The 21,545-nt window shown below is 56.4% G+C and carries 16 protein-coding genes; 8 read left to right on the top strand and 8 right to left on the bottom strand.

Annotated features, from left to right (window positions below; all coding sequences use genetic code 11):
* Nucleotides 1-161: 161 nt before the first annotated feature.
* A complete protein-coding gene (tilS, locus tag RB_RS15585; RefSeq protein ID WP_231845683.1) occupies nt 162-1,343 on the bottom strand; it encodes a tRNA lysidine(34) synthetase TilS in 1,182 nt (393 codons plus the stop codon).
* A gap of 294 nt (nt 1,344-1,637) precedes the next feature.
* Between tilS and rny the strand changes: the two genes are divergently transcribed.
* Entirely contained in the window at nt 1,638-3,206 is a 1,569-nt protein-coding gene (rny, locus tag RB_RS15580; RefSeq protein WP_007325643.1) for a ribonuclease Y, read from the top strand.
* A gap of 230 nt (nt 3,207-3,436) precedes the next feature.
* Here the strand turns inward: rny and RB_RS15575 are convergent, their stop codons facing one another.
* A complete protein-coding gene (locus tag RB_RS15575) occupies nt 3,437-5,302 on the bottom strand; it encodes a GntP family permease (RefSeq protein WP_164922890.1) in 1,866 nt (621 codons plus the stop codon).
* A gap of 282 nt (nt 5,303-5,584) precedes the next feature.
* Here RB_RS15575 and RB_RS15570 point away from each other — a divergent pair, with 282 nt between their 5' ends.
* Nucleotides 5,585-7,009: a class II fumarate hydratase gene (locus RB_RS15570; RefSeq protein ID WP_011121489.1), complete on the top strand. Its 1,425-nt coding sequence runs from the start codon at nt 5,585-5,587 to the stop codon at nt 7,007-7,009.
* 125 nt (nt 7,010-7,134) lie between these two features.
* On the opposite strand, the gene RB_RS15565 is transcribed toward RB_RS15570, so the two are convergent.
* Entirely contained in the window at nt 7,135-8,139 is a 1,005-nt protein-coding gene (locus RB_RS15565) for a 4Fe-4S dicluster domain-containing protein (protein ID WP_011121488.1), read from the bottom strand.
* A 191-nt stretch (nt 8,140-8,330) separates the two neighbouring features.
* Between RB_RS15565 and RB_RS15560 the strand changes: the two genes are divergently transcribed.
* The 4 genes from RB_RS15560 (at nt 8,331) to RB_RS15545 (ending at nt 11,706) form a co-directional block, all read left to right on the top strand.
* The gene (locus RB_RS15560) at nt 8,331-9,125 is read left to right on the top strand and encodes a (Fe-S)-binding protein (RefSeq protein ID WP_164922086.1); all 795 of its coding nucleotides are present in this window, start codon (nt 8,331-8,333) and stop codon (nt 9,123-9,125) included.
* Nucleotides 9,126-9,155: 30 nt separating this feature from the next.
* The gene (locus RB_RS15555; protein WP_011121485.1) at nt 9,156-10,607 is read left to right on the top strand and encodes a lactate utilization protein B; all 1,452 of its coding nucleotides are present in this window, start codon (nt 9,156-9,158) and stop codon (nt 10,605-10,607) included.
* Complete coding sequence (locus RB_RS15550) at nt 10,604-11,212, top strand: LutC/YkgG family protein (RefSeq protein WP_164922085.1); 609 nt, start codon at nt 10,604-10,606, stop codon at nt 11,210-11,212. Before RB_RS15555 ends, RB_RS15550 begins: the two co-directional genes overlap by 4 nt.
* Nucleotides 11,213-11,289: 77 nt before the next feature.
* On the top strand, nt 11,290-11,706 hold the full coding sequence (locus RB_RS15545) for a GNAT family acetyltransferase (RefSeq protein ID WP_011121483.1): 417 nt from the start codon (nt 11,290-11,292) through the stop codon (nt 11,704-11,706).
* A 275-nt stretch (nt 11,707-11,981) separates the two neighbouring features.
* On the opposite strand, the gene RB_RS15540 is transcribed toward RB_RS15545, so the two are convergent.
* Both RB_RS15540 and RB_RS15535 read right to left on the bottom strand, forming a co-directional pair.
* Complete coding sequence (locus tag RB_RS15540) at nt 11,982-12,383, bottom strand: hypothetical protein (RefSeq protein ID WP_007325634.1); 402 nt, start codon at nt 12,381-12,383, stop codon at nt 11,982-11,984.
* A gap of 56 nt (nt 12,384-12,439) precedes the next feature.
* Nucleotides 12,440-13,705 (bottom strand): CehA/McbA family metallohydrolase domain-containing protein, encoded by a 1,266-nt coding sequence (locus tag RB_RS15535; RefSeq protein WP_011121480.1) that lies wholly within the window; start codon nt 13,703-13,705, stop codon nt 12,440-12,442.
* A 568-nt stretch (nt 13,706-14,273) separates the two neighbouring features.
* Here RB_RS15535 and RB_RS15530 point away from each other — a divergent pair.
* Both RB_RS15530 and gltX read left to right on the top strand, forming a co-directional pair.
* Nucleotides 14,274-16,739 (top strand): TolC family protein, encoded by a 2,466-nt coding sequence (locus RB_RS15530; protein ID WP_164922084.1) that lies wholly within the window; start codon nt 14,274-14,276, stop codon nt 16,737-16,739.
* Between the two features lie 542 nt (nt 16,740-17,281).
* On the top strand, nt 17,282-18,829 hold the full coding sequence (gene gltX, locus RB_RS15525) for a glutamate--tRNA ligase (RefSeq protein ID WP_164922083.1): 1,548 nt from the start codon (nt 17,282-17,284) through the stop codon (nt 18,827-18,829).
* Between the two features lie 87 nt (nt 18,830-18,916).
* On the opposite strand, the gene RB_RS15520 is transcribed toward gltX, so the two are convergent.
* The 3 genes from RB_RS15520 to RB_RS15510 are packed head-to-tail and all read right to left on the bottom strand — an operon-like array spanning nt 18,917 to nt 21,240.
* Nucleotides 18,917-20,317 (bottom strand): alkyl/aryl-sulfatase, encoded by a 1,401-nt coding sequence (locus RB_RS15520; protein ID WP_164922082.1) that lies wholly within the window; start codon nt 20,315-20,317, stop codon nt 18,917-18,919.
* A gap of 4 nt (nt 20,318-20,321) precedes the next feature.
* Nucleotides 20,322-20,774 (bottom strand): MarR family winged helix-turn-helix transcriptional regulator, encoded by a 453-nt coding sequence (locus RB_RS15515; protein ID WP_007325628.1) that lies wholly within the window; start codon nt 20,772-20,774, stop codon nt 20,322-20,324.
* Nucleotides 20,764-21,240 carry a hypothetical protein gene (locus RB_RS15510; RefSeq protein WP_164922889.1) on the bottom strand — a complete coding sequence of 159 codons (477 nt, stop codon included), beginning with the start codon at nt 21,238-21,240 and terminating at the stop codon, nt 20,764-20,766. The genes RB_RS15515 and RB_RS15510 overlap by 11 nt, the downstream gene beginning before the upstream one ends.
* Nucleotides 21,241-21,545: the final 305 nt, after the last annotated feature.

The raw sequence follows: 21,545 nt of genomic DNA, 5'->3' as shown, positions 1-21,545 counted from the left end.
TGAGCGGTTTGTTGGGACTGGTCCGGTCAAACCGATTGTGTCGATGAACCGTTGGCTCGCGATTTGGCAAAGAATGCAAGTCGATTCTCGGAGGCGTTGGTGCAAAACACTCACTCAGCCGCTGTGGCAAAGGAGTTGGACACTCGGTATTGAAACGTTCTCTATTCGCTTCGTAGCACCAACTGCTTGGCCTCGACGGACAGGCAGATGCCGCCGGGAAAGTGACCGCCATGGTCGATCCCATCAACAGCTTGGCTGGTCGAGACGTCAATATCCGAAGTGTGCCAACAGGATTGATCGTTGATCAGACCGGTTAGGCGTTGCCAGTGTTGCATCGTCATGGATCCGCGAGACCAACCGAGACGGTCCCAGGCCAGTTGGCTCGCCGCGACGATGACCGGTCGTTCGATCATCCAGCTGCATGCTGCGTTTGTATCATCCATCCGTTTCTCTGGGGTGGCTGATTTCGACAGTCGTTCAGTATGGATGGTCCAGCGATCGCCACTGAAATCCGTGAATGCTTCCAACCATCGCTCGGCCAATCGACGAACCATTTCGTTCATCTCATGTTGCAACGTCCCGGCGCGATGAATGGCTTCGACCGCGTTTGGGTATCGGCTTTCAATCAGCGGCAGGACATCGTGGCGGATCCAATTGCGGGTGTAGATCGTGTGTCGGTTGCTGGCGTCTTCCCGCCATGGTTGACCGATTTCGCGAAGACCGTCTCGCAGAGTGTCACGGCGAACCTGCAGGAGCGGTCGACGAACAACGATGTCGGTATCCAATTCGGAAGCCTCCGCGATTCCCGCCAATCCAAGCGGGCCGGTTCCGCGAATGAAATGGTGGAGCATCGTCTCGGCCTGGTCGTCGGCCGAATGAGCCACGGCCACGTAACGGCATCCGTGTTGCTTGGCCGCGCGTTCGAAAAAATCTCGGCGGATCTGCCGAAGCGTTCGTTCATCGCTCACCGGGCCAGATGTGGCAGAATTGTTCAGCGGAGGAACATGGTGAATGACGAGAGGCAACTGCAACTGATCGCAGATCTGACGAACAAAAGCTTCGTCGGCATTTGATTCTTCACCGCGGAGCCCGTGATTGCAGTGTGCCACGACGAGCGGCGCGACAGGTTTTGTCACGGTCTCGTTTGCCGGGTTGAGCCCGTTCGACTCCTCCGCCCAAAGTTCAGCCAGCAGGCAGATCAATGCGACGCTATCGGCACCGCCGCTGCATCCAACCAACGTCGCGACGTCCGATGATCGGCCGTGACGGTTGGGCCAGGTTGACCGAATTGCACGGCGTAGGCGGTGCCAGTTGGGCGACTCGTTGGGGGTGGTTGGAAGCACGTCGCCGATCATTTGGTGGTTGGAAGCGTCGAAGGGGGCTCGTGTCCGTTTCCTGCGTCAGTTGGGTCGGTTACACTCGCGATTCCGTCTTAACACCACCGCTTTCAATCCCATGCTTCGCATTGGACGTTTTGCTCATGTGGCTGATAATTTATCTGCTGTTCACTCGCGTTGCGACGGTTGGCGTCCCTTTTGCCAACCCAGTTTCGCTGCGATTATGTGTGATGCAAGGCGTCCTGCACCCGCTCGACCACTGGTGCACGCCTGGGATGAACAAGCGGCTTCGAGAATCTAATGAATCCGCAACTCGCCTCCACAATCCTCTATTGCCTATTCTTCTTTTTCCTCGGTATCGCCGCTGTTCTGGCCTTCATCCAGCGTCAGGCCGTCAAACGCCGAGAACGGCTTGATGCCGAAGCCGAAGCGGTGCTCGAATCCGCTCGGCGCGAAGCTGAAACAAGAGGCAATCAAATCATCGTCGACGCTCGCGAAAAAGCATTGGCCATCAAGGCCGAAGCTGATCGTGAGGTCGCGGCCATGCGCGAAACGGAACAAATCCGTGATCGCAAACTCGACGCTCGAGAAGATCAACTCGCGTCGGGACAAGAGTCGCTGCGCAAAGCCCAACGTGGTCTAGAAAGCAGCCAAACGCGATTGGCCGCCCAAATGCGGAACCTGACCGAGCAACGTGCTGAATTGGATCGATTGGTCCAGGAAAGTCAGCGAGCACTCGAAAAGGTCAGCGGTATGACTCAGGAGGAAGCCGCAGAGAAGTTGATGCAATCGCTGCGTCAAGATCTCGAGCACGAGATCGGCTCGACGGTGTTGAAGCATCAACGAGAGTTGGGGCGACGTGTCGACGCTCAGGCTCGCGAAATGTTGCTCACCGCGATGCAGCGTTACGCGTCGGTGCATACAGCGGACACCACGACCAGCACGGTTGGGGTGCCAACCGATGACATGAAAGGCCGCATCATCGGTCGCGAAGGTCGCAATATTCGCGCCTTTGAAAAAGCCACCGGTGTGGACCTGATCATTGATGACACCCCCGGTGTGGTCGTGGTCAGTGGTTTTGATCCGGTCCGCCGCGAGGTCGCTCGCATGTCACTTGAGAAGCTGATCGCGGACGGTCGAATCCATCCTTCGAAAATCGAAGAGACGGTGGAGCAAGCTGGCAAAGAGATCCAGGCGTTTATCTTGCAAAAGGGCCAAGAAGCAGCTGGCGAAGTGAATGTGTCAGGGCTTCACGATCGAGTGATCGAGATGCTTGGAAGATTGCATTTCCGAACGTCGTACAGCCAAAACGTTCTGCGGCACAGTGTCGAAGTCGCGTTCTTGGCCGGCATGATGGCTGAGATGATTGGACTGGATGGTGATCTGGCGCGTCGTTGCGGATTGCTTCACGACATCGGAAAAGCCGCGGACCACGAGCTCGAAGGTGGGCACCCGAAGATTGGTGCCGACTTGCTTCGTCGCAGCAAAGAGAATGATGAAGTGGTGCACGCGGCCAAGGGGCACCACGACGAAATCGTGACGGAGTTTCCGTACACGATGTTGGTCGCAACTGCGGATGCATGCAGTGCGTCCCGGCCCGGTGCCCGTCGCGAATCGTTGGAACGTTATGTCAAGCGAATGGAAGAGTTGGAGTCGATTGCTCAGCGTTTTGATGGTGTGCAGCAGGCCTATGCCATCTCCGCGGGGCGTGAATTGCGAGTGATGGTCGGCAGCCAACAAGTCAGCGACGAACGAGCCGCAGCGATCTGCCGCGACATCGCATCGACCTTTGAAAAAGAACTGACCTACCCCGGTGAGATCAAAGTCACCGTGGTCCGCGAGGCTCGTTTCACCAACACGGCCAAGTAAGCCCTCGTGTTGCCGCCCGTACGACGGACTTCCAAGTCCGTCGAAGCGATTCCTTGCTGCTTTTCTGCTCGGCCTCTGTCTTCTTCATCCCGGTAGGGAAGTCAGAGGGTTGCTGCATAGCTGCATACCTCCGGAAAACCTGAAGGTTTCCGCCCAATCCGTTTCGACGGCCTTGGAAGGCCATCGTACTTTCAGGAGTAGGGTCGACGGCCTAAGGGGCAATCCTGCGGTTAGCTTGCCATTGGGATGACTTGGCTGAGGATGATCGTGGTGACCAAACCGCCGATGGACAGGGTTGCCAACAACGGCGTCCAGCTTCGAAGGGATTCGCTTTCGGTCAGTCCGCCCATTTTGGTGAACACCCAGAATCCACTGTCGTTCATCCAGCTTCCCATCAGCGATCCACTGCCCACGGCCGTCGCGACGTAGACCAAGTGGAATGGAGGCTGTTGCCCGCCAAGGATCGCGGCCATCATCCCGGCACCAATGATCATCGCGACGGTGCTGCTGCCTTGGGCGACTTTCAACACGGCCGAGATCGACCATGCGAGCAAGAGAATCGCCAATCCGGCGGCTTCGCGCCCTTCGAAGAATTGCTGGATCGTGTCAGCGATTTCGGTCGCACTGAGCATCGCTCCGAACGCACCCCCGGCGGCGGTGATCAAGATAATGACGCCGCCACTCATCAACGACTCTTCGACATCGACGCCGACCTCCCTCCATGACAACTGACGAACGATTTTGAAGGTCAGAATCGCCGATAGTGCAGCCAACAGCAGAGCAAAGTTCGGGTTGCTCCATAGACCGAGTGAATTGGCGGTCTTTCGCATCGAGCTGTCCCAGCGATGAGCGGCGAGCAGTTCCGGGTAGGCCGCATCCAAGAGAGCACGGTTCATGCGACGACGATCGACCGGTTTCATTCGAAGTTGGTTGGCAGCCATCAATTTGCTGCTGACTTCGGGGATATCGACATCGTCAAAGGCATCGGCATCGTAAAAATTAGGATCAAGCAAAGCGTCGTTCATCGCTTCGACAAACAAGGCTTCTTGTTCAGGGCTGGTCGGTGGAGTCTTCAGCGTTTCGCGTTGTTCGTCGGTCAGTTTCGAGCTGCCGACCAAACGACCGGCCGGTGACATGGCGCTGGCGTCGGTGAACTTCTCGCTGAGCAATTCAAAGCTTTCGATGTCAGCAGCGGTGATCGCCGCACGATCTTCCTTGTCGGCCAACGTCGTCGCCAGGGTGCCCGCGCCAATCAAGGCCACTGGCAGAATGACCGGTAACATCGAAGCCCAAAGCGACGGCAATTGTTCTTCGGCCAACGGTTCGTGTTTGTCTTCATTGGCACCGAGCGGCCGCATCGGGACCGGCATCTTTTTGTCAACGATGATTGAAAACACGAGTCCGAGTATCGCTGATGGGATGGCAACGGCAGCACCGACGGCCATCATCATTCCGATGTCCACTCCCAAAATGGCGGACACCAATAGCGGGCCGGGAGTCGGTGGAACCAACGTGTGTGTGATCGCCCCGCCGGTGGCGATGGCCATCAAATATCGCAGGTAGTTGGATTGCGTTCGTTTGTGAAGGCTGCGAGCCAGGGGGACCAGCAGATAGAAAACGGTATCGAAGAACACCGGCACGGCGAGAATGAAACCGCTGACCATCAAACCCAGCGAGGCTTTCTTTTCACCGGTGACACCGACCGCGGTGCGAACGATCCGGTCGGCTGAACCGCTGTCTAGCATGCACTTGCCGATGATCGCCGCCATGGCGATGACGATGCCAACGCCACCCGCCGAATCTCCAAAGGCCGAGACGACGGCTTCCATCCGGGATCCCGCATCGGCTCCGGATTGAAATCCAACCAAGAGACTGACGAAAAGCGCCGAGATGATCAGAGCCAGGAAGGCGTTGAGTTTCAGCCCAATGATCATGGCCAAAACACTGACGATGCCTGCCAGGACCATCCAAATGGGAGTCATGGAGATGGATTCAGCAGCTTGTGAACCAACCTCAGCGGCGGCTTCAGCAGCATCGAGGTTGCCCGAGAACATCACGAGCGAGAGCAAACCCAAACAAGCGGCCAAGCGTTTCATCGCCGACCCATTATCCCAAGGCATCATCCGATTCGTATCCAATGTCGATTGTGAAGACCAGAGTTTTGGGGGGCAGTGCAGTCTGCCCACCCAACTTTCGGCCGCCGTGTCTTGCGATTCGTTTCCTACGATTCGACCGAACGCCAGATAGTAGCAGAAACCATCGCAGAGTTTGGGTTTCGGGCGTCGTTCGCGCCGTTTCAGTGGATTGCTACCATGACCGGCATCACGGTTTTTGCTTTTGACGACCCGTTTTTCCTCCTTGTTGATCCAGCTATCGCTATGACCGATTTTCGAACCGAACGCGACTCGATGGGCGAAGTCCGCGTGCCGCAAAACGCTTACTACGGTGCCCAGACTCAACGTGCGGTCGAGAACTTTCCTGTCAGCGGCTGGCAACTCCCGCCGTCGATGATCGCGGCGATGGGACGCGTCAAATTGGCATGCGGGATCGCCAACCGCGATCTCGGAAAGTTGACGGGTTCGGGCAAGAACCCGCTTAGCGATGGTCAAGTCGAATCGATGTTGTCGGCGGCCAAGGAAGTCGCCGAGGGACAGTTGGCGGATCAGTTCCCCGTGGACGTGTTCCAGACGGGCAGCGGCACCAGCAGCAACATGAACATCAACGAAGTGCTGTCCAATCGCGCGATCGAAATCGATGGCGGCGACCGGATGGCGGAGGAAAAGTCGATCCACCCCAACGATCACATCAACATGGGGCAATCGACCAACGACACCTTCCCAACCGCGATTCATGTTGCGGCCGCTTACGAAATCGAAAATCGATTGTTGCCAGCATTGCGACGCATGCACGAATCGCTGACGGAAAAAGCCCAGGCTTGGGACAAGATCATCAAGATCGGACGCACTCACCTGATGGACGCAACGCCGTTGCGATTGGGACAGGAGTTTGGCGGATTTGCTCGTCAAATTGAATTGTCGATCGCCCGCGCCGAAGCGGCCCGCGACGCGGTGCTGGAATTGCCCGTCGGTGGCACGGCGGTTGGCAGCGGTATCAACACTCACCCTGAATTTGGTGCTCGCGTCGCGGCCAGCTTGTCAGAGCAAACCGGCATCGCTTTCATCGAAGCGGTCAACCATTTCGAAGGCAACGCGAACCGCGATGGTTTGGTGGATTCACACGGTGGATTGAAGTGCGTCGCTCAAACGTTGCTCGGTCTGGCGAACAACATCCGCTGGCTGGGCAGCGGACCTCGTTGCGGTTTTTATGAAGTCAAACTGCCGACTCGCCAACCGGGAAGCTCGATCATGCCCGGAAAGGTCAATCCGGTGATGTGCGAGTCGCTGATGCAGGTCGCCGCCCGCGTGATCGGCAACGACACTTGCATGACGGTCAGCGGAGGCTGCGGCGGCAACTTCCAGCTCAACATCATGATGCCCGTGATGGCTCACACCATCTTGGAGTCCATCGAGTTGTTGGCCGGTGGTGTCACCGCGTTCATCGATTTCTGCTTGGATGGCATGGAACCCAACGAAGAAGCTTGCGAAGCCTCGGTGGAGCAGAGCCTCTCCATGTGCACCAGTCTGAACCCGTTGATCGGATACGAACAAGCCGCTGCGCTGGCCAAGGAAGCGTTCAAGTCCGGTCAAACGATTCGCGAACTGTGCAAAGAAAAAGGGATCTTGGCCGACGACGTTCTGACCGAAGCGTTGGATCCTTGGAAAATGACCGAGCCGCAAGCATAGCTCCGGTTTCTCAACCTGTCGCTCGGCGGTCCCCGCCGAGAGGGACCAACCACCCAAGTACGATGGCCTTCCAAGGCCGTCGTTATAGAAGTCGCCTGGCCCAAGAAAACCATGCGGCGAATACTCTACAGATCCAGTTCGTCCAGCGAATCGATCAGGCGATCCAGGTTGTCCTTGGGTTTCTCGTTCAAGGCAGCCTGTCGTTTTTTCAGATTGTCGTCGATCCCGACCGCTTCACGACCGGTGAGCAGCAACTGTTCGTCGCGTTCTCGGGCGGCGGTCGCGATCGGGTCGCTCTTGTCGGTGGGAGCACCGAAGAGCTGTGACAGGTCGATCTTGAATCCTTCGTCTCCCTCGGTCACCGCGCCGGCGATCGCGGGGGCTTTGTGTTGTGGGAAGATGATTGCATTCTCGGGACACACTCGGCTGCACGCCGGGCAACCTTTGCGACAATTGTCGGGTTGCTCCACCAGAATGTTTTCGACTCCATCGACGCCGTAGACGCCGAACAAGCAGAAATCGATGCATTCCATGCAGTTCGTGCAGCGGCTGAAGTCGATGACCGGGTACCAGCGACGGCTGGTCGTTTCGTCGACTTCGACAATCTTGCCGCCCACGATGGGCAGCGATCGATCGGCCTCTTCAGCGATGTTCAATATGCGTTTGATTTCGCCAATGAAGTCGTCAGCGGACTCGGAAACCTTCAGGTCCAGGCAGTGAATGGTGCGGTCGGGGCGCGGGTACAAATCCGTCACTCGATCGACCGGCTCTTGTTCTTCCGATGCTGATTCAGCGGTCGCGGAAGGATCCTCTTCCTCGTCCAGGTCGTCGGCACCCAGTTCGACTTCGCCGGTGGCGCCACCGATTCCGTTGCGGTCGAGGACCCAGTGGGCGGCTCGCGAGAAAATCCAGCTGCAGACGATCAGGTCGCCCTCAATTTTCTGGAGCAATTCCAGAGATTCGCCACCCTTGGGCAAATCGTACAAGTGAGGGACCATGATGACTTCGACACCGTCGAGCTGTCCCGCGGCCTGTGCGATCGCCGATTCCAGGCCTCGTTTGGCCGGATTACGAGATTGTCCCTTGGAAACAACCAGCGTGCACGTGGTGGGTTTGGCGGCGGAGATCATGTTTCATCCGAAGGAAGCGAATGGGGAGGGACTTCATCCTGACTCTTGAGGAGCGACAAATCAACCGGAACCATTTCCGCAGAGGGCGTTCTCTACGGCACTGGACCGTTAGTCTATACTCTTTGCGTTAGCGCGATCTGTTTGCCTCCATGCGCGATTTTCCTCTCATCTGCCCCACTTCTCAGCTTCGCATGACTGTTGCTCTGTTCATCCCCTGCTACATCGACCAGTTCTTTCCGGATGTCGCGATTGCGACATTGACACTGTTGGAACGTTTAGGGGTCCAGGTCGAGTATCCCGCGGGGCAAACCTGTTGCGGACAACCGATGGCCAACACCGGGTGCGATGCTGACACGGCTCCCGTCGCCAAGCAATGGGTCAAAAGGTTCGCGGGATACGATGCAGTGGTCTGCCCCTCGGGCAGTTGTGCGTCGATGATTCGGAATCATTATGCCGATTACTTTCGGCCCGATGACACGGAATTCCAGCATTTGCGTGAAAACACGTTCGAGCTGTGTGAATTCGTCGTCGACCGGTTGGGGGTTCGCTCGATTTCAGGAACTTTCAAACGCCCCGTGAGCATTCATTCCAGTTGCCACGGTTTACGAGAATTGCGTCTCGGGGCGTGCAGTGAAAACATGACGCCGCGAGAAGACAAAATGCGGATGCTTCTGGAATCATTGGACGGAATCGAAATCAAACCGATCACCCGGGTCGATGAATGCTGTGGTTTTGGCGGCACGTTTGCGGTTGCTGAACGGGAGACGAGCGTGGCGATGGGGATCGACCGTGTGACCGACCACATCTCCTCCGGCAGCGAAGTCATGATCGCCGGCGACATGAGCTGTCTGATGCACATGGGTGGGTTGATTCGCCGACGCAACATGCCAATGTCGGTCAAGCACATTGCTGAGGTGCTGGTCGAAGCGATGCAGTCTGGTTCGTCGGGATCGGATCGATCCTCACCGGCGATCGCGAGTCGTTAACCGACTGACCGGTCCGGTGTTCTTATCTGATTGAATGAATTTTTAAGCGAAGTGATTTCCTTGACATCCACTCTTCCTATCGTCGATCACCCCAACGCCGCTCGCGAGTTCGTGACCAATGAGTCTCGATCGCATTGGCATGATGATTCGTTGTGGTTCGTTCGAAGCAAACGCGACAAGCAAGCGCAGTCGATTCCCGAATGGGAATACCTTCGCGAGCAAGCATCGACGATCAAGACACACACGATCGCGAAGCTGCCGGAGTACTTGCAGCAGTTTGAGGCCAACGCGACTCGTTTGGGTGCGGTTGTTCATTGGGCTGCCGACGCCGAAGAACACAACCGCATCGTCTTGGATTTGCTACGCCGCAACGACACGCTTCGTATCGTCAAAAGCAAATCGATGCTGACCGAAGAGTGCGGTCTGAACGAATACTTGATCGAAAATGGCATCGAAGTTGTCGACACCGACTTGGGCGAACGCATTGTTCAGTTGCGTGGCGAAACCCCCAGTCACATCGTGCTGCCTGCGATTCACATCAAAAAGGAAGAGGTCGGCGATACCTTTCACGAACACCTCGGGACACGAGCGGGTGAGTCCGACCCGCAAGTGTTGACCGAAGCCGCACGTGGGCACTTGCGTGGCAAATTCTTGAGCGGTGAAGTCGGGATCACTGGTGTCAACTTCGCAATCGCTGACACTGGCGGTTTGGTCGTTTGCACCAACGAAGGCAATGCGGATTTGGGCGTTTCTTTGCCGCGAATCCACATCGCTTGCATGGGCATCGAAAAGTTGGTGCCGCGGTTCCAGGATCTGTCGGTCTTCACCCGTTTGCTCGCTCGCAGTGCGACCGGCCAACCGATTACCAGTTACACGTCCCATTTCCACGGGCCTCGCGACGAAAACAGCGAACTGCACATCGTCTTGGTCGACAACGGTCGATCCAAAATTCGCGACAGCAAGACATTCCGCCAATCGTTGCATTGCATCCGTTGCGGTGCTTGCATGAACACTTGCCCGGTTTATCGACGCAGTGGCGGGCACAGCTATCGAGCCACCGTGCCGGGGCCAATCGGCAGCGTTTTGGGGCCGGCGAAAAACGCCAAGGCTCACAAGAGTCTGCCTTTTGCATGCAGTCTCTGCGGTTCGTGCACCGACGTTTGCCCGGTCAAGATTCCTTTGCACCATCAGCTGCTTGCATGGCGAAAAGTGCTGGTGGGCAAGCGTCTTGTCGCTTGGAACAAGCGAATGGCGATGAAAGCCGCTTCGTTCCTGTTCCGCAATCCGCCTTTGTTCGCGGCGGCTGGTTACTTTGGCCGAGTCGCGTTGAAGGTGCTCCCAAAATCGCTGACTCACAATCGCTTCAACACGTGGGCGAAGGATCGAGACCTCCCTGAGCCACCGAAGGAGTCGTTTCACGAGTGGTATGCCAAGAATCGACCATCCGGTTCGCAAACGATTTCGCGGGAGGAGCAGTCATGAGCGAACCCCAATCCAACAGTCGGCAAGTCATTTTGGATCGGTTGAAAGGTTGCGTCGTGGACGCGCCCGAGTTGCCCACGATCGATCCCGCTCGCGTCGTTCAGTTCGATGACCGACTGCAGCAGTTTCAAGAAACTTTGGCATCGGTGGGTGGCGAAGCTCACTTGGTCGACTCGCCCAGCGAAATTCACGAGAAGTTGCAAACCATCGAGGTTTTCCAATCCGCACGCCGGATTGCCTCGACCGTTCCTGATGCGGTGACGGCCACCGTGGATTTGGCAACCATCGATGACCCGCATGCATTGTCGACATTGGACTGGACAATCGTTCGGGGCGAGTTTGGTGTGGCGGAAAATGGAGCGATTTGGATCGATGGCAAAACGTTGCCTCATCGAGTCATGATCTTCATTGCGCAGTACTTGGCGATTGTGATTTCCAGATCTGATCTGCTGAACAACATGCACGAAGCGTATGCCCGAATCGGTACGCCCAGTCCCGGTTTTGGCGTCTTTGTTTCCGGCCCCAGCAAGACGGCCGATATCGAGCAGTCTTTGGTGCTCGGTGCCCACGGATGCCGCAAGCTCCAGGTTTTTTTGCTGCCTTGAGTCGCGGGGCTTCGCGACCTTGATCGCGAAGCAGTTGTTATTTGGGCGTCAATGGAATGTCTTTCGGGCGAGGATTCATGCTGATACGCAATTACGTCGCCGAAGATCGTGACGCCGTCGTGGATCTTTGGTTGGCGGTGTTCCCTCGATCTACCGGGCACAATGATCCTGGCACCTCGATCGATCGCAAAATGGCTGCGGACGATGGATTGTTCTTTGTGGCGACGGACGATGTGAACGTGGCGGGCACGGTGATGGCTGGTTACGACGGGCATCGTGGATGGCTGTATTCCGTCGCGGTGTCGCTTGCCTTCCGACGACGTGGCGTGGGGACGCGATTGGTCCGGCACGCCGAATCGGAGCTGACTCGTCGTGGTTGCCCCAAGGTGAACTTGCAAGTGATCGCCGACAACAGCGAGGTCGTGGCGTTTTACCAATCGCTCGGATTCCAAGTCGAAGAACGAATCAGCATGGGAAAGCTGACCGGCGAGTGATCCATTCGACGGCGAAGACCATGTCGCAGGCATCGTGTGGCGGACGCACAACGGATTGCCAAAACGCTTGGGTTGGGGCGCGGAGCGATGGCCTTTCCAAATCCGTCAAAGTCAATCGTCCTTGGCACCGACGGACTCGGAAGTCCGTCGTACGGCTAGCAGGCTGTTGATTTAGTCGCATACCGAATGACAATCATTAGCCGTTGGGCGTTAGCCCCGGTTGGCGTCTAATCAACCGCCGCTAACGCGGTGCGGCTCAATAAATCAACAGCCTGCTAGCCCATTCCCTCGATCATCGCTTTTCGGTGTGCGACGGCTTCTTTTTTTGTCTTGAACGTCAAGAAACGTTGGACCCCGTCTTCCTGCCAAGTCGCCACCCAGCGGCCGTAGAAGTTTCGGCTGACACCTGTAATGCCAGACGTGTTGTTGGTGGGTTTCTTGCGAGGCCCTTTGCGCCATTGTCGCTCGCCGAGCTCTTTGATTTTGGCATCACGCCATTTCTGGGCCTTGGCCAGCGACTTTCGGATCCCACCATCGGAGAACCGAAAGTACTTGGAGTGCTGTTCGCCTTCGCGAACGATTCGAACGGTCCAGCCTTCGGGACCCCGGGAGATATTTAGGTTTTTGTTCTTGCTCATGCTTTCTACGATAACCTGCCCCAATCGGCCAATCAACATAGAGTTCACGCACGGTCCCAGGATCTCGCGGGATCAAACCGCCGGAAAACAGCGAATCAGGGCGATTCCCAGCCAACGGGCTGTGTCCAAGCCTGCTGTTTTTGGTCCTTGAACGACGGGTCTCGGGGAGGTTGGTCGCTGGTCACGACCGCCCGAACATAAAGTTCTTTCCCCGTCAGCGTGTATTGGGGCTGAAGGCTGCCGGACGTTCCCACGGTCACACCAATTCGGTGTTCATCGATCAAACCGTCTTCTTTGGCCAGCGTCGCGATGAATTTGGTTTGGTACGTCGTGTCGGGTTTGGATTGGATTTTCAGCGACAGTGTCTTCGATTTGGCATCGTATTTCACGTCGTCCAGGCTGACTCCGCTAGATGCATAGAAGTCGCCACGTTTCATTGCTCGGATCAGGTGTTCAGGCGTCAGGTATTGGCTGCGGACCATCACCCAACCGCGGCCGGGACGCGATCCGGGTTTGCCGTGATACTCGTGGCTGTCATCGGTTGCGATACCCATCATCGGCGGGACGTTCAGTGAAGTCTGACGCAGGGCGTTAATGATGTCCCACATGCGTTCGATGCTGGGGTGTTCGTCATCGCCAAGATGGTTGACGCCCGGGTGCCCGTTGTAGACCTCGAAGAAACGTTCGGAGACAACTGAGGCGAGGTCCTCGGCGGTGACCGCGTAGTGGAAGTTCGGGTGGTTCACGTGCGGCAGAACTTCTCGGCCGTGTGCCTTTTCGTGTTCCAGGATCGCTCGCAAGTTGTTTTCGATCACTTGGCGAACCGTATCGCCTCCGGCGGGTTCGAGGGCTTCGGCCAAGTTCGTTGCGTTGATGTGAACCGGTTTGCCTTCCCCGCGATCGCTGATTTCTTCCGCGGGAATCAGGATGAATTGGTGATGCTGTTCAACCAAATAACGGAACTCATCGAGCGGTTTGAGTCGCACTTGGTAGTCAGCTTCGCCTTCCGTGCCCCGAGTTTCCACCCAGGCGTTGCCGAATCGTGCTCGGTAGCGATCCAGGATCCCATCGTCACTGCGTTGCAGGATTTTCGAGTAGTCCATCCATCGCGAACCCTCGCTGAGCACGTTGTGGTCGGTCAGGGCCAGAAAGTTGTAGCCTTCGGATTGGTACCAGTCTGCAATCATCTCAGGGAATTGATCGCCGTCACTCCACAGCGAATGCGTGTGGATGTTTCCCTTCCACCATTGAGGTGCCGGTTCATCGCCGTGACACAGCGACGTGAAACATGGAATGGTGAGGCAAAGTGCGAGGAAGGAAAGAGGCAGGAGGCAACGATGCAGGCACTGGGAGAGTTTCATGGTGGGTTTCAGGCGAGAGAGTTGGCGGGAGGTCGAGTGGGAGTCGCGAAGTAGAACAATTGTCTTCAACGGTTCAGGTGAAGGCTCATCGTATTTGAGAAACGCGGAGCGATCTCGGCTGACGTTGTTGCGTCGAGTCAATTGGCTTGGGGAGGAACGCCGTTCAACGGGATGTCCCTGGACAAATGTTCTGCGCGGAGGCAAGTTTCACGGAAGTGTTTCGTCACGAGCGTCCTTTGTACTGGACGCTTCAGTAGGAAACATTCTTTGCCCATCAAATCTTCATGGGGCGAGTTGGCTGAATCCTCGCGTATTTGGCTTGTAAACGAGCCTGAAAGTCGGCTGGCGAAAAACTTCACGATTTTTCGGATTGCCGTCAAAGTTTGCCCGGTCGGAACCCGATACCTACTTTCGGATGAAGGTCTCGTTCCATTCGGTGGAACGATGATGGGCGAGACTTTTGTAGGGGGGCTTTCCACACTCGGCCCGACCGGGGACATGCCATGCCGCACTCGCGGCACTCGTGGGGCATGTTCTGCGGCGGCACCGCGCCAGGGAAGTCCAGGGCATGAATCGCTCATTGATCCGTTTGACTGCACAACTGCAATTGGGAATTACCCTCCTGATCGCCTGTGGGTGCGCTCCAACTCAGCCGTTCTTCTTGAACGAGTCTCCGGACCTGAACTACTATCTCAACTCAGCCACCCAGATTGAATATCCGGATGTGGACGTGGAGAGTCTGCCCGAAACGACGGAGGCGTTGCCTCCGCTGGCGATCGGCAACCACGACTACCAGTTCTGGGATTTGACGCTGGAAGAAGCGACCAACATCGCGTTGCAAAATGCGAAGTTCTTCGTCACCACCAGCGGCATCGCAGAAACACGTCAAAACGTGGCTGACCAGTTCATCAGCAGCACGTTCGAGCAAGTAGGCAGCATTTATGATGTTGCCATCCAGCAATCAACTACTCAGTCGGTCCCGTTGACCGTTGATAGCAATGGCAACCGCACGCTGCCTCGTGGTGTTCTGCGAGCCAACCAAGTTGGCGGTGTCGAAGATGCTTTGGCTGAGTTCGATGCTCAAGCCAGCGGTTTCATCAGCTACAGCAACACCGACCGTCCACGAAACTCGGGCAACAGTGCTGTTTCAACCTCGCTGTTTCAATCCGACGATGTGACGGCCCAAGCCGCGATCAGCAAACGGTTCGCTACCGGTGGTGTTGCCACACTTCGCCATCAACTGGTGTACGGACACAACAACCTGCCAACCGCACCGCTGGCAGCCAACTCGGCATCGCGAGTTGTTTCGAGTGACTACACCGTTTCGATGGAAGCTCAAGTGCAGCAACCATTGATGCGGAACCGAGGCACCTTGGTCAACCGAATTCCGGTTGTCTTGGCCAGCCTCAACGAAGACGTGTCGATTGCCGAATACGAAGTCCAGGTTCGCAACTTGGTCCGTGATGTCGAGAACGCCTACTGGGACCTGTATGTTGCTTACCGCAACGTGGCCACTTCGGTGGTCGGTCGTAACAGTGCGATCGCAACGGCACAGTTTGCTCAACTCGCTTTGGAAAACGGTACCGGCACACTGCAAGAGTTGTCGCAAGCCAAAGGTCAATACTTTCAGTTCAAGGCTCAGCTCGAAACTGCACTTGCCGGATCGAACCTGCCTGGCCCTGACCGGTTCGGTGTTTACGGTTCGGAAAACCGTCTGCGTGAGTTGATGGGATTGGCGGCAACCGATGGTCGATTGATTCGTCCCATCGACGAGCCAACCCTCGCACGTGTTGAATTTGACTGGAACGAGTCGGTTGCACAGATGTTGTACCTGTCGCCCGAATTGCGTCGAACGAAGACCCGCATCAAACAACAAGAGTTGGAGCTGATCTCAGCAAAGAACCAAATCCTTCCCGAGGTGAACTTGTCATTGCTTTACCGCTGGGTGGGTGTCGGTGACACGCTTGGTCCTCCTGATGGTGGAACCGGCGAATTTCCTGAACCTGGAAGTTCAGCACTGGGCAGTTTGACCGGTGGTGATTTCCAAGAAGGGGCGGTTCGCCTCGAAGTGACTCCTCCCGCGATTGGTAGCCGCCGAGAGCTTGCTCGAATCCAAGGTTCGAAGTTCCGATTGGCTGCAGCCCGCAGTAAGTTGCAAGAAGACGAACGTCTGATGGTCAGCAAGTTGTCCGATGCGATTCGCAAGGCTCAGTCGCACTATCAACTGACGCAAACCAACGCACAACAGTGGCAAGCTTTCGAAACGGAAGTGGAAACTCGATTGGCTGAATTCGAAGCCGGTACACGTGACATCAACGTGGTCCTTCAAAGTCAGCAACGAAAGGCTCAAGCGGAAATCAACTACTACCGTGCCTTGGCTGAGTACAGCAAATCATTGAGCTACGTCGACTACTTGAAGGGCACCTTGCTGGCCAACAGCGGGATCGTGTTGCGAGAAGGACCTTGGAACAAGAAAGCCTACTGGGATGCACTGGAACGTGCTCGCGAACGAAGTGCTGGCAAGAAGCTGCAGTACGGCGTGACTCGTCCAGGTGTGGTTCGCCAAGGGCCGGTTCGTGATGCGGACTCCGCTTCGCAGATCATCGGCAGTGGAGCCAACACCCACGGGCAAATCTTGCCACCGGGCGAGTTCGAGATGAACGCGGCCGATGGCCAAGTCATCTTCGGCGATGCCAACGGCGAAGCCTTGCCAATGGACATGGGAATCGTTCGCGATCCGATCCGAATCGACGATCAACCACTGAGCGAGTACGGCAACAGTACTCACGAAATGTTGCAGGCTCCTCAGCCCATCGATCGGCTGTCACCTCCCGTGACTGTCCCAACTCCGGCTCCTTCGATTGAATCGGCTCAGCCACTTCAATCGCCCGCCGCATCGTCCAGCGATGGTGCGTCGTGGGGAACGGCTCGCCGAGTCCAGCCGGCAGCTTACACGGCACCCGCGGCAACATCGGCTGCGGAACCCGCCGAGTACGCACCGCAACCTGTGCGGCGGAAACCCATCCCTCGCTGAAACACCTGAACACGAACCAAGTCTGAGTCACTGACCGGCTGATCGCTGGCAGACTCGGAACGGTTCTCATCACCTTCGTAGGGGCGGAGGCTTGGGTGGTTGTCGTCCGACACACGCGCGTTGGATCCACGACCCACCCCCACGACTAGCTCGACCGGTCTGCTTGCAGGCCCGTCGGGCTTTTCGTCGTTCTCAGACCAGTACGATGGTCTTCCAAGACCGTCGCGCACACTGGACTTATTTTCGTCGCACATCGACGGGCTTGGAAACGCATTGTGCAGAGTCGGTTTCGACGGGCTTGGAACCCCATCGTACGGAGTGAGTTTGCGACGGGCTTGGAACCCCATCGTACGGAGTGAGTTTGCGACGGGCTGGGGAAGCCCATCGTACGGTGAGGGCGGCTGGCATGATTTTGGTTGGCGGGTTAGGAAAGTTTCGGCGGCCTGCTAGCATTGATGTTGCACGCCGGTCGAACCGAACCAATCCAAGCTCGAGCACCTCCGGTCGTTCCCACACTTCTTTATCCTCACTGTTTTCCGACCATGATTCGCACGCGATTTGCCCCCAGCCCGACCGGATACTTGCACATCGGTGGCGTCCGCACCGCACTTTTTAATTGGCTGCTCGCGAAACAGGCTGGCGGGCAATTCATTCTTCGGATCGATGACACGGACGCCGGACGAAACGTCGATGCGGCCCTGAAACCGATCTTGGACGGTTTTCGTTGGCTCGGAATGGATTGGGATGAAGGCCCCGATGTCGGCGGACCCCACGGCCCTTACTTCCAATCGGAGCGAGGTGACCAGTACCGAGCCGCTGCCGAGAAGCTGCTCGCCGATGGCCATGCATATCGAGATTTTGCCAAACCGGAAGAATTGCAAACGCTTCGCGAAGAAGCTCAGAAAGGGGGCGAGGCGTTTGTCTACGATCGACGCTGGATGGCGGAAGACGAAGCGACCGCGGCCAAATTCGAAGCCGAAGGTCGACAAGGCGTCGTGCGTCTGAAGATGCCACGCGAAGGTCAATGCGTGATCCAAGATTTGATCCGCGGCGAAGTCGTTGTCGAATGGGCGTCCGAACAAGACCACGTGATCGCGCGTGCAGACGGCAGCCCGCTGTATCACCTGGCCAGTGTCGTCGATGATCACGAACTGAAGATCACCCACGTCGTTCGCGCCGCGGAGCACTTGCCCAACACGGCTCGCCAAGTCTTCATCGCTCAGTCGCTTGGGTATGAATTGCCAATTTACGCTCACCTGCCCTACGTGGCTGAACCTGGTGGATCGGCCAAGTTGAGCAAACGCAAACTCGACAAGTACAAGAAGAACCGCGACTTCGCCGTGTTGCTGGCTCATGGCGAAAAGATCGCCGAGCGTTGCAACATGCAAGTCGACGCGGACACGTTCAATCCTGTCTTGGTTGATTTCTACCGCGAGATCGGATTCTTGCCCGATGCGTTGCTGAATTACTTGTTGTTGCTTGGGTGGTCGCTCGATGGCGAAACCGAGAAGTTCACGATCGCGGAAATGATCGAGAAGTTCACTCTGGATCGCGTCAACAAAGCTCCCGCCTCATTCGACCCGGCCAAACTGCAATCGTTCCAGGGCGACGCCTTCGCGGAATTGTCCGATGAGAAACGAACCGAATTGGTGCGTCCGTTTGCAGTTGCCGCAGGCTTTGTTGCCGATGGCGATGCCGACGAAACGTTGAAAGCTGTTCTGGCAGCCGCTGGCGATCGTTTGAAAATGGCCGGTGACATCGTCGACTTTGACTACTGCTTCGTGGACGATTATTCCGTTGACGAAAAAGCGTACGAGAAACGTTTGGCCAAAGCCGATGGTGCAAAGGAGTTGCTTGCGAAGCTGAACGAGACTTTGAAGGCAGCAACCGAGTTTGACGCCGCCAACGTGGAAACGACCGTGAAGTCGTTCTGTGAATCCGAGGGCATCAAGATCGGGCAAATCATTCACGCATTGCGAGTGGCGACGACGGGAGCGGCCAGCGGTTTCGGCATGTTCGACACGCTCGCGGTCTTGGGAAAAGACAAGGTGACCGCACGAATTGAAAAAACGATCGCTGGCCTATCCTAGGCAAACGGTCGTTTTCACTTGTCGCTCGGTGGTCCCCCACCGAGATGAACCTTGGCCCATGCTGCAGACCAACGCGTCTCAGCAACCCTAAAACCACACTTCGCTCAACTGCCCCGATTCGAGTTCGTTGGCGTAGCTGAGGTAGTAATTGCGATTGGGCGCGTTGTACTCTCTCGCGGCGAGGGCCCGGAGAGCTGTGATCTTGACCTTGCGGGCAAGTTTGACGTCGGCATCTTCCAGCCATTTCACATGGTCGGAAAGTTCCAAAGCCCACTGGAATTCTTCTTTCGCCAAAGCGGATTCCATCTGTTCGGTCAGCTTCTGTGTGCCGCCCGCCAGATCTGCCATTTTCTTCGCCTTGAGTTTGGGTTCCAACGGATTCAATGTCGTTGGGTTGCCGTCGTACCAACCCAGCAGCCCAGCATAGATCGCTCGTACCGCATGCGGCACCGAACCATAGAACTGAAGCAGGTACGGCTTGTCTTTCAGGTGTGCGGGAAGCTTGACTTCATGTGCCAGTTGATCCGGACCTTTGCCGGCGTTGATGCCACGGACAGTTTGGTCATAAACACTACGGATTGCTTCGCTGTAATCGGCCAGTGCAGTGGTGGCGGCATCCTGACCTTGAATCGGCATGGTATGGCCAGGGATCACAACATGTGGTTTGAAAGTCGCCATCTTGGCAACACTCTCTGACCAGTTCAGCACATCGCGATAGGCCGTGCCGCGAATTGCGTACAGGTTGGGAAAGGAACTGTAGAAGTTGTCGCCCGCCAGCAACACCTTTTCTTTCGGGAGCCAGATGAACATGGCATCCCCGGTTTCGCCTGGTCCGTTGTGGAATTCAATTTCCACGCCCGCGATCGTTGTTTTGAGTCCATCGCTAGGAACGGTGATCGTCGGTGGAAGGAATCCTTTGCCACGGTCGCCGTCTTCGGTATTGGCTGGAGCGACACCGCGGTTGGTGCTCTCTGAAGGCGGAAGATTGCGGCCAAACTGGCGTACGTTTCGTTTCGCTTTCACCGGATCAACCGCTTTGTTGACGCCTTCGGCGGAACCAAACGTTTCCGTCGCGTAGACATCCGGTTTCTCATCGCCGACAAAAGCACTCGCTCCGCCGATGTGATCGCCGTGGCTGTGGGTATAGATGATCGCTTTGACCGGTTTGTCACTGTATTGCCGAAAGGCTGCCGCGGCTTTGGACGCACTGGAGGGGCCGAAAAGAGTGTCGACGATGATGACCCCGTCGGTACCAACGATCATGGATGTGTTTGCGCCGTGAAAACCAACCGCAGTGAAGACATTGTCGGCGACTTTGACCACGCCCTTCTCGAACTGCTGTTGCTGAGCGTTCAGCATCCTCAGTGCGGTTTCGGGGGCGACCTGAGTTTGTCCATTGGCAACGCCCGCAGCTAACACAAAGAAGCCAAGTAAGATCGTCGTTCGCAAGCTTCTGCCAAAACGGATTCGAAAGTGAGTTCTGTTCACGAGATTAATCCTTTGTGAGATGGGTCTTGAGGTTTTTCTGCATGTGATGCAGAACGTTTTGTGCTGCATCCAGTTCCTTCTTTGAAATTCCTTTCAAAGCGATCTTCCGCAGGTCATCCAATAGCGGGAGGACCTTCTGCAATCGTTGCTCGCCTCGGCGGGTCAAGCCGATCATCACGATCCGAGCATCCTCGCTCGAGGCGTTTCGCTCTACGAACTGATGTTCGACAAGTCGATCCAACTGTCGTTTCACAGTCGTCGCATCACGGATCATTCGCGATGCCAGTTCGTTCATGCTCAGAGGCTGGCCGGCATCGGACAGCGTGATCAAGGTCTGTGTTTCCTCGGGTGAAAAAGGCCAGCGGGCTTTCTTCAGTTCCGCTCCCATTCCGGTGCGTATCAAGTAAGCGACTCGCCCAATGACAAATCCAGGCGAAGACTCTGAATCAAAATGCATGATCGCCTCCCGAAGGCGTTGAGGTTGAAGTGCTCATTGGTCCAGGCTGTTCCGTAGGGCTCGCCAAAATCGGCCGGTACCAATCGAAGTAGCAGTGAATCAACAATGCGCAGGCTGCAAAATCAGGAAGCCCAATCACGAGGTATTGATGGGCAAAGAATGTCACGTAAAGCAGAATGTTGACGACATACGGCAGCGACATCAGAACGGCCAGCGGCGCTGTCCGAGGGAAAAACATCAGACCGCCAGCAACGGTTTTGAAAAAGCCAACCCAGAAGATCAGATAACCAGTTTGCTCCAGTGCGATCATGAATCGTCCCACGTCATCGGGCGTGTCACCGACGGGATAGCCATTGATGGCAAAGCCCATCGTCATGATTCCCGTTCCAAACAGGAATGATGCGAAAAGGATCCGGGTGACCATGGCAACTCGCGGCAATCGGATGTTCCGTTTTTCTGCGGTCATGACATTTGTCGTGTGCGTGTAGCAAGGAAGCGGAGTGGAGAGTGGAATCATTTGCTTCGCCAGTATCTGTATAATGCAGGTATGTGTCCGCGAGTCAACACTTTTGTGTGAAATTTTGCTCTTTGATGGGGCTGGTCGATTCGGAATGGCCAACTGGAGCAGGCATCCGACTGGGAAAATTCACCCGTTCAAGCCGTCATCGATTCGTCCGAGGTGGCCAATCCTCCGGGACGGAAACTTTTGCGACATGCCGATTTTTCGACTCGCATGATGCTACGTCAGACGAGACACAACTGCGGGCGATG

It is taken from the genome of Rhodopirellula baltica SH 1 (assembly GCF_000196115.1).
Classification (GTDB): Bacteria; Planctomycetota; Planctomycetia; order Pirellulales; family Pirellulaceae; genus Rhodopirellula; species Rhodopirellula baltica.
Note: the sequence above shows the minus strand (reverse complement) of the source record. Positions and strands in the feature narration are given on the sequence as shown.